This is a genomic window from Methylocystis sp. (genome assembly GCF_050251305.1).
Taxonomy (GTDB): Bacteria; Pseudomonadota; Alphaproteobacteria; order Rhizobiales; family Beijerinckiaceae; genus Methylocystis.
In genome coordinates this window covers 20322-27186 of sequence record NZ_JBFWNB010000046.1, presented here as the reverse complement: position 1 = coordinate 27186, position 6865 = coordinate 20322, and the positions used below count along the sequence as shown (strand labels likewise).

General features: G+C 64.1%; 7 protein-coding genes and 1 pseudogene. 4 read left to right on the top strand and 4 right to left on the bottom strand.

Annotation, left to right across the window (positions count from 1 at the left end):
* The 3 genes and pseudogenes from AB7F41_RS13700 to AB7F41_RS13690 all read left to right on the top strand — a co-directional run.
* Positions 1-349 (top strand): annotated as a pseudogene (locus AB7F41_RS13700) (hypothetical protein); the annotation flags it as partial.
* Between the two features lie 106 nt (positions 350-455).
* Positions 456-701 carry a hypothetical protein gene (locus tag AB7F41_RS13695; RefSeq protein WP_428385345.1) on the top strand — a complete coding sequence of 82 codons (246 nt, stop codon included), beginning with the start codon at positions 456-458 and terminating at the stop codon, positions 699-701.
* 62 nt (positions 702-763) lie between these two features.
* Positions 764-2578 (top strand): S8 family serine peptidase, encoded by a 1815-nt coding sequence (locus tag AB7F41_RS13690; RefSeq protein WP_428406623.1) that lies wholly within the window; start codon positions 764-766, stop codon positions 2576-2578.
* Here the strand turns inward: AB7F41_RS13690 and AB7F41_RS13685 are convergent.
* Both AB7F41_RS13685 and AB7F41_RS13680 read right to left on the bottom strand, forming a co-directional pair.
* Entirely contained in the window at positions 2571-3344 is a 774-nt protein-coding gene (locus AB7F41_RS13685; RefSeq protein WP_428385341.1) for a LuxR C-terminal-related transcriptional regulator, read from the bottom strand. The genes AB7F41_RS13690 and AB7F41_RS13685 overlap by 8 nt on opposite strands.
* Before the next feature lie 347 nt (positions 3345-3691).
* A complete protein-coding gene (locus AB7F41_RS13680) occupies positions 3692-4165 on the bottom strand; it encodes a cupin domain-containing protein (protein WP_428385339.1) in 474 nt (157 codons plus the stop codon).
* Between the two features lie 75 nt (positions 4166-4240).
* On the opposite strand from AB7F41_RS13680, the gene AB7F41_RS13675 reads away from it, so the two are divergent.
* Positions 4241-5143: an isoaspartyl peptidase/L-asparaginase family protein gene (locus AB7F41_RS13675; RefSeq protein ID WP_428385337.1), complete on the top strand. Its 903-nt coding sequence runs from the start codon at positions 4241-4243 to the stop codon at positions 5141-5143.
* Positions 5144-5150: 7 nt separating this feature from the next.
* Here AB7F41_RS13675 and AB7F41_RS13670 read toward each other — a convergent pair whose 3' ends face one another.
* Positions 5151-5471 (bottom strand): hypothetical protein, encoded by a 321-nt coding sequence (locus tag AB7F41_RS13670; RefSeq protein WP_428385335.1) that lies wholly within the window; start codon positions 5469-5471, stop codon positions 5151-5153.
* Between the two features lie 234 nt (positions 5472-5705).
* The gene (locus tag AB7F41_RS13665) at positions 5706-6857 is read right to left on the bottom strand and encodes an SGNH/GDSL hydrolase family protein (RefSeq protein WP_428385333.1); all 1152 of its coding nucleotides are present in this window, start codon (positions 6855-6857) and stop codon (positions 5706-5708) included.
* Positions 6858-6865: the final 8 nt, after the last annotated feature.

The following is a 6865-nucleotide window of genomic DNA, read 5'->3' as shown; positions in this document are numbered from 1 at the left end:
CGCTGTCGCGCTTGGCGCGATCGGGGCGCCGCTCGGCGGCTTCATCGGCGGCCGTTTCGGCAACGCCGGTCTGGGCCAGACGATCGGCGGCACGGTGGGCGGCCTCGCGCAGCGCTTCCTGCCGTTCGAAGCGGCGCCGGTGTTCGCCCCGCAGGGCATCGTCGGCGACGCGCTTGGCGCGATCGGGGCGCCGCTTGGCGGCTTCATCGGCGGACGTTTCGGCAACGCTGGCCTCGGCCAGACGATCGGCGGCACGGTGGGCGGCCTTGCCCAGCGCTTCCTGCCGTTCGACGCCGCGCCGCAGCCTGTCTACTACGTGCCGCAAATGCAGGCGCCGATGTATGGCTGACGCCTGAGCGCCGCGTCGTCGACGCGGCGCTCGAAGGATGATTTGTTGCCGCTCCCGGGCCGAGTCTCCGGCCCGGGAGTCATCCAAAGATCAGGATCGCGACGTCATGGGCTCAACAAACGGCATCGATCAATTTTTGGTGGCGCCGCGCAACGCGGCGGCGGCGGCGGATCTGACGGCGTTCGAACAGGCGATGCAGTCTGTTCCAGGCGCCGCGATCCTTCAACGCGCCGGCAAGGTCGGTCAGCCAAGGCTGGTCGTCGCTTTGCCAGCGGCGAGCGCAAGTCAGTTGCGCGAGCGGTTCGGCGCGACCCTGATCATCGAACCAAACGCTCCGCTCAAACCATTTTAGCGCCGGCGTCGCGTCCTCGCAGCGACGCGCAGGCTGGCCTGCTTTCAATTAGGAGAGTTGATATGGCTGGTCCCGACAACACCAACCCGGCGCCGACCGGCCACAGCCCCGAGCCGGCGGCGCCCGCGCCGAACGGCGCAGGCGCCGAGACGCGCGTCGAGCCGATGGCGATTGCGCCCACCGAGCGCTTCATGATCGCCTCGCGGCGCGTGCCCGGATTTGCGCCTGCTTCGGCGATGGAACTCGCCAATGCGCTCCCCGACGTCAAGATCGTGCGTCGGATTCAGCCCCGCGGATTGACCGCCTTTTCGACCGGCGGGCCGTCTTCGCAAACGCCCGAGATTCTCGTCGCCGAGATGGACCCTGCGCGTGGCGCTGCGCTGCAGGCGTCGGCGCCGCCCAACGTCATCGTCGAGCGCGACGCATTTCTCCGCGTCTCGGACGATTTCCGACCGTTCGACTTCAATGGAGTCATGCCGATCGCGGCGGGCGTCGGCGTCGACGTGCAGCTGCGCGTGGTGGGCGCCGGCGGCAAGCCGCTGCCGAAAGCGACCGTCTATGTCTATGGTCAGGGCTTTCCCGGCCAGGGCGTCACCAACGACCGCGGCGAAGTCGTCGTGACCGTTTTCGGCGGCCCGATCGAGACGATTCAGGCGATTTACGTCAAACCGGCCGCCGATCATTGGGATCGAATGCTCCGCGCCCCGGCGCTGCAGCCTGGCGCCGTGAACACGGTGCAATTGCGTCCGCTGACGGAAAGCTTCAACGGCTTCCCGCAAAGCGGGATGATCGGCTGGGGGCAGCGCCTGATGAAGCTCGATCGGCTCGATCCGTCGTTCACCGGCGCCGGCGTCAAGATCGGCATCATCGACTCCGGATGCGACAGCGCGCACCCGCAGCTGCGTCACGTGACGCGCGGCGCCGATCTCACGAATGGCGGCGACAAGACGAGCTGGGCCAATGATCAGATCGGCCATGGCACGCATTGCGCGGGCATCATTACGGCGGCCTCCGACGGCGTCGCCGGCATCCGCGGCTTTGCGCCGAAAGCGGAAGTTCACTCTCTGAAGGTGTTCCCCGGCGGACGCTTCAGCGACCTCATTGACGCGCTCGACGAATGCATCGAGCGTCAGCTCGACGTCGTCAATATGAGTCTCGGCAGCGGCGATCCTTCCGAACTCGTCGCGCAGAAGATCTCCGAAGCGCGCCAGAGCGGCGTCGCCTGCATCGTCGCCGCCGGAAACTCGAGCGGACCCGTGCAGTTTCCGGGCGCGCTTCCGACGGTGCTTACGGTTGCGGCGCTCGGCAAGCTCGACGAGTTTCCCAGCGACAGCTACCACGCGCAGACGGTCGTTCCGCAGCTTGTGGCCGGCGCGATGTTTTCGCCGAAATTCACCTGCTTTGGGCCGCAGATCGCCGTCGCGGCGCCTGGCGTAGCGATCGTCTCGACTGTGCCCGGCGGCGGCTATGCGGCCTGGGACGGCACCTCCATGGCGACGCCGCACGTCACCGGCATGGCGGCGCTGCTTCTCGCGCATCATCCGCTGCTGGCGGCCGCACGGACCGTTCGCAACGAGCAGCGCGTCGCGCAGCTCTTCTCGCTGCTGGCGTCATCCGGAGCCCGCTATCTCGGCGACGCGACGCGTGAAGGCGTCGGCGTGCCGGATTTTGAGCGGGCGCCCGGTCTCTCTGCAGCTCAGCCGATGGGCGCTGCGGCTCCGGCCAGCGCCGGGCTCGCGCCGGCCGGCGTCGGCCTCGACGGATTCGCTCCCTTGACCGCGCCGGCGCCATGGGCGATCGACCCGGCAATGCTGCAGCGGGTCAACCCGGCGATCATCCAGCGCATGATTCAATTGCGCGCCGCGGGGCTCATTTAGTCGCGAAAACAAGCGATCCTTTATAGATCGGCGAACAAAGCGCTCCTCCGCCAAATGCGGAGGAGCGCTTTCGCATCGAGTGCGCCGCTTCGCCGCGTCCGCGCACTTGGAGCTTCTGCAGCACATTGTGCACGTGATTCTTCACTGTGCCGACTTCGATGCGAAGCCGCCGAGCAATCTCCTTGTTCGACAGGCCGCGTTCGATCAGTTGAAGAATTTCGTGCTCGCGCGTCGTCAGCGTCTCCTGCGCGTCGGAATCGCCTGCAGCCATTTCCTTGCCGGCAACCTGAGGCGCGCCGTCGGCGTGGGCCGAAGTCGGCGCGATCAGTCGATCGAGCAGGTCGATGACGTCTTCGACCGAACCTTCTCGCGGGATGACGCCGACGATCTTTGAACAGGCGGCCGCCAGCGCGGCGCCGGCGGATGCGGGCGCGCCGATGGCGACGATTCGCAAATCCCCGTTTTGTGCGGCGAGACCTTGCGCGATCGTAAGCGCGTGCAGCTCGCCGACGTCGAGCAAGGCGATGTCGGGCGCCAAATCTGCGGCGATCGCGAGCGCCGCCTCGCATTCGACGACGGCGACGATCGACATTCCCTGATGTTCGCTCAGACGCAAGCCGAGCGCTTCGCGGAACAGGCGCATGTCGCTGACGATCAGGATACGCGCATTTCGTTGCGGCGGCGCCGAGGCGGGGACAAACGCGGGCTGCGCCGAACGGCTGGTCTCCAGTGCGGAATCGTCTTTGAAAGCCGCAAACCGGGGCATGGAACTACTCCTGAGCGCGATGTCTGAGTGGGCGCCGAAATGAATTGGCGCGCTTCGAGAAGCGTGACGCTCAAGCGTCATCGCCTGGAATGTTTCGGTCTCAGCTTCGTGGCCGTATTCAACCGCATCGACATTGAGCCTTCGTGACGCATTCGGACGGCGCGTGAGGCGAACGTCAACATGAGGCTTATAAGCGCGTTTCCAGGATGTTTGTCCTCCTGCAAATGAATGGTTTCGAATGAAACGCGTCGAGGATCATTCGCGCGAGACGTCCGAACAGCGAGAGCGCAGCTTGTGATCGGCGCGCGCGCTTCGGCTGCGCATCGTTCGACATGGAATCGCGCGCGCTATTTTTTCGTCGGGTAGAGAATGACGTGTTCCTGTTCGTCGCCGTCGTTGCGGGCGACGATCGCGATCGCCGCTTCGCTGTCGCTGAGATTCACAGGCTGATGCGGCACGTCAGGAGGAATGAAAATGAAATCGCCGGCGACATTCACCACGCGTTTTTCGAGATGATCTCCGTAACGCGTCTCGACGCGACCCTGCAGAAGATAGATCGCGGACTCGTGTCCCTTATGCGTGTGGGGCTCCGCCTTGCCGCCCGGCGGTATGACGACCTTGAGCAGCGATAGGCCTTTCGCGCCGGCCGTCTTTGTTGAGATTCCGGGAAAGATCGGGAGAGCCTGTTTGGAGTGCGACGCTTCGCCAACGCGCACGGTGACGATATCCTTTCCATCTTTTTGGCCTATGATCGACGTCTCGGACGCTGCGGGCGCCGCAAGCGCGGCGAAGATCAGGGAAAGCAGCAATGTGTTGCGCATGGCGATCACTCCAAAGGTTTGAGCGATAAACTATAACGCAAGCACGCGACGCGACGGCAAGCCAATGGTTGAACGATGACGGACTTCACTCTCATGATCCATGGCGGCGCCGGCGCGATCCGCGACCCGCATCGGTATGAAGCCTCGTTACGCGCGATCGTCGAGTCGGGCGCACGCCTTTTGGCGGCGGGATCGTCGGCGCTCGACGCCGTCGCGCATTGCGTCGCGCTGCTCGAAGACGATCCGCTCTACAACGCCGGTCGGGGTTCGGTGCTCAACGCCGACGGCGCCGCAATGTGCGACGCCTCGATCATGGACGGCCGGACTCTCAAAGCCGGCGCCGTCGCCGCGATACGCGGCGTGAGAAATCCGGTGCGTCTTGCATATGAGGTGATGGACAAGAGCGGCCATGTGCTGCTCGTGGGCGAGGGCGCGGAGCGCTTCGCGCGTGAGCGCGATGTGGCGTTCGAAAGCGAAGATTACTTCCGGACGGAGGCGCGCGTCGCGCAATTGGCGAGGGCGAAGCGAAAGCGCGAGACCACGCTCGATCATTCGGAACCCGCCGATGCGAAACTCGGCACGGTGGGCGCCGTGGCGCGCGATCGAAATGGCGATCTCGCCGCGGCGACGTCGACCGGCGGGGTCGTCAACCAGCGCGCGGGCCGCGTCGGCGATTCGCCGTTGATCGGCGCCGGCACATTCGCCGACAACGCCAGCTGCGCGGCGTCCTGCACCGGCGTCGGCGAGGACTTCATCCGCACCGCGCTGGCGCGAACGGCGGCTGTGTTCGTCGAATTCCGATCTCTGCGCGCTGAAGAAGCCGCGCGCGAGGCGATACGCTACCTCGTCGACCGAGTGGATGGGCGCGGCGGCCTCATCCTTGTCGATCGGGAGGGAAGATGCGGACGGGCGCGCTCGACGCCTGGCATGCTGACGGCGACGTTCGTCGCGGGCGTCGCGCGGGTGGAGACGACATAGGGTTGATTTACGCCGCGTCCCTCCGCGAAGCATGGCGCGGATGCGCGACGAGCCGCTGGGCGGAGCGATATCGGCGATCCAGCGCAATTTGCGCCAGCGGCGCGACAAAATCCGCGGCGTCGGATTCGTCGGCGATCTTGAAGCGGCACATCAGACCCTGGGCGCCGGCGTTAAAGATATCGACGATGACCAGCCGGGGCGCGTTGCGTCCGCTTGCGCCCCGCGCGCGTAAAAAATCGAGAAGCGCTGGCCTGGGCCGGGCCGAAAGCGGCAGCGCGCTGCGCAGACTTTGGACGAGACTGTCACGCGTGAGGGGATCAAAACCCATTCGCTGCTCCATCCATCGAACAAAAAATATGTGCAATCATATAGGCTTACGCCCGCCAATACAGAAAACTTGGCTTTACCGGATCCGTCAAGCTGAGCGGTGATCTTTCCTGTGCATGGATGTCAGGCGTCCGGTCCGGACGCCACTTGCCGGCGAACGCTGACGCGCGTGTGTGAGGTTGTCGAGACGATGTGCGGCGCAGACGTCTCGCCGCGGCGTTTGACGATCGGGCGGCTAACGGTATTTCGCGATGAGATCCTGGGCCAGGAGTTCATTGCCGCGTTCGTTGTAATGCACGTCGGTCCAAATGTATAAATCCTTGAGAAAATCCGGGTGCGCGTTCTTATAGGCGAAGAAGATCGGAAAATGATCGAAGAACTTGCGGCATTTGTTTGCGCACCAATCTCGCCAGATCTGCGCGTGCCGTGAATTTTCCTGATCGTACAGCAGCTGCTGCGGCCAGGGGTAGACGCCGACCGAGAGCGGGATGCCGCGTTCACTGAGCAGCGCGTGAAGGCGATCCATATTCTCGATCGCTTTGGCGATGCCGCCCTCGATCCCCATCGGACCGTAGCATTGCGCCTTCGCGTCATATGTCCAGCTGGCGCGATCTCTGTCCGGGGCGTAGCTCATGCCAGGTTTGCGCAACTCAGCGACGCTCACGTTGCGCACGTCCTTGAGCGCGCGCCGCATGAAGCGGTCCTTCTCGAGATATTCGAGGATGTAGAACGGCCGCGCCCACCAGGACGGTTCGATGACGAGAGTGGCCTCCGGCGACGTACATTTTTTTTCGAAATTGGTCCATTGGATCGTCCCGTCTGGCCCATATCGATAATAGATCGCCTCATCCTGAATGTCGGATATGTCGACGTAAACGATCGCCTCGTCGAACTGCAGTCCCGCATCGAGCAGGGACTTGATTTTCATGAAGTAGACGGAAGGCGCGTAAGAGCTTGCGCCCGCGTTGAGAACATCGATGTCAGGGAAGGCGGCGGCGAAGCGGCCAACGAACGTCTGCTCATAGGGAAGCCCGGCGCCTTCGGTGAAGGAGTCGCCGATGAAGAGAATGCGTCGCCGATCAGACCGCAGCGGCACATCCCGGTTGACGCCGTCCTTGAACCCGAGCGCATTCGTCCGAATGTGATAGCGACGTCCGCCCCACAGATCGTCGCCGTCGAAATTCGCCGCCAGCGAATGGCTGTAGACGGGAACATGCACTCTGAACGCGCTTTTGACGAAGGGCGGGCCGAGCAGCGGGTTCTGATTTGGCGATTTGACGTGCAGGCCCAGTTCGACGAGCAGAAAAAGGCCCAAAAAAATCCCGGCGTTGATCGCGGCGATCTTCGCGGCGTTCTTCAGCCATTGCGTGATGTTCGATGTCTTCATTGAAAAAG

Excerpts from the sequence above, each read along its gene's own strand:
- AB7F41_RS13695 (WP_428385345.1), top strand. The coding sequence starts at position 456 with ATGGGCTCAACAAACGGCATCGATCAATTTTTGGTGGCGCCGCGCAAC.
- AB7F41_RS13690 (WP_428406623.1), top strand. The coding sequence starts at position 764 with ATGGCTGGTCCCGACAACACCAACCCGGCGCCGACCGGCCACAGCCCC.
- AB7F41_RS13685 (WP_428385341.1), bottom strand. The coding sequence starts at position 3,344 with ATGCCCCGGTTTGCGGCTTTCAAAGACGATTCCGCACTGGAGACCAGC.
- AB7F41_RS13680 (WP_428385339.1), bottom strand. The coding sequence starts at position 4,165 with ATGCGCAACACATTGCTGCTTTCCCTGATCTTCGCCGCGCTTGCGGCG.
- AB7F41_RS13675 (WP_428385337.1), top strand. The coding sequence starts at position 4,241 with ATGACGGACTTCACTCTCATGATCCATGGCGGCGCCGGCGCGATCCGC.
- AB7F41_RS13670 (WP_428385335.1), bottom strand. The coding sequence starts at position 5,471 with ATGGGTTTTGATCCCCTCACGCGTGACAGTCTCGTCCAAAGTCTGCGC.
- AB7F41_RS13665 (WP_428385333.1), bottom strand. The coding sequence starts at position 6,857 with ATGAAGACATCGAACATCACGCAATGGCTGAAGAACGCCGCGAAGATC.